Origin of the sequence: Aquibium pacificum (genome assembly GCF_040839445.1) — a bacterium.
GTDB classification, from domain to species: domain Bacteria; phylum Pseudomonadota; class Alphaproteobacteria; order Rhizobiales; family Rhizobiaceae; genus Aquibium; species Aquibium pacificus.
The window spans coordinates 1-1164 of record NZ_JBDPGJ010000026.1; the positions used below are offsets into that span (position 1 = coordinate 1).

Consider the following 1164-nt stretch of genomic DNA (forward strand, 5'->3'; position numbering starts at 1 on the left):
ATACCAACGGCCCGCTGATGTGACTCGACGGGGATTCCCAGATTGAAGCTGGCGTGATTCAAGGTGGCGTGGAGGACCTGCGCCATGCCGAGAACCGTCGAGGTCAAGCCGAGCCATACGCCGTCGCAGCTTCGCCGTCTGGCGGCGTCGTCGAAGGATGCGAACCAGAGCCGACGATTGCTGTCGATCGCGGCGGTTCTGGACGGGATGAGCCGGGCGGATGCGGCCAGGATCGGCGGCATGGACCGGCAGACGCTGCGGGACTGGGTGCATCGCTTCAACGCGCATGGCCCGACCGGGCTGACGGACAACCGCCGCCGCGGCAATCCGAGGCGGCTTTCGGGGGCGCAGCAGGTGGAACTCGCCCAGATCGTGGAGACTGGCCCGGACCCCGCCGTCGACGGCGTGGTGCGCTGGCGGCGCGTCGACCTCCAGCGCGTCATCGAGGAGCGCTTCGGGGTCGAGTATCACGAGCGTACCATCGGCAAGCTGCTCACCGCCCTGGGCTTCTCCCACATCAGCGCCAGGCCGCGTCACCCCAAGCAGGACGGCGAGGTCATCCAGGCGTTCAAAAAAACTTCCCGCGCACGCTCGCGGCCCACCTCGCGGGCGTGACGCGCAAGAAGAGAATAGAGATCTGGTTCCAGGACGAGGCGAGGATCGGGCAGAAGAACGGCCTCGTGCGGCAGTGGGCGCGCCGCGGCACGCGGCCGATCCAGCCCGCCGACCAGCGCTATGAGAGCGCCTACCTGTTCGGTGCCATCTGCCCGGCGCGCGGCGTGGGCGCCGCACTTGCGCTGCCCTTCGCCGACACCGACGCCATGCAGCGTCACATCGACGAGATCGCCCTCAACGTCGCCCGAGGCGCCCACGCGGTGCTTCTGCTCGATCGGGCCGGATGGCACACCACCGGCAATCTGGTCTGGCCGAAGAACATCACCCCGATCCTGCTGCCGTCACGCTCGCCGGAGCTCAACCCGGTCGAGCAGGTCTGGCAGTATCTGCGCGCCAACTACCTCTCCAACCGCGTCTTCGACGACTACGACGCCATCATCGACGCCGCCTGCGACGCCTGGCGAAAGCTCCTCGCCAAGCCGCAGACAATCACTTCAATCGGAATGCGGGAATGGGCGCACGAGGATCATTTGTGAAGGCCGTTGGTAT

1 protein-coding gene and 1 pseudogene are annotated in these 1164 nt (G+C 67.1%); both read left to right on the forward strand.

Annotation, left to right across the window (positions count from 1 at the left end):
• Positions 1-207: 207 nt before the first annotated feature.
• Positions 208-522, forward strand: a pseudogene (locus ABGN05_RS30010) (helix-turn-helix domain-containing protein); the annotation flags it as partial.
• Positions 414-1151: an IS630 family transposase gene (locus ABGN05_RS30015; RefSeq protein WP_367957708.1), complete on the forward strand. Its 738-nt coding sequence runs from the start codon at positions 414-416 to the stop codon at positions 1149-1151. The pseudogene ABGN05_RS30010 and the gene ABGN05_RS30015, both read left to right, overlap by 109 nt.
• Positions 1152-1164 lie beyond the last annotated feature (13 nt).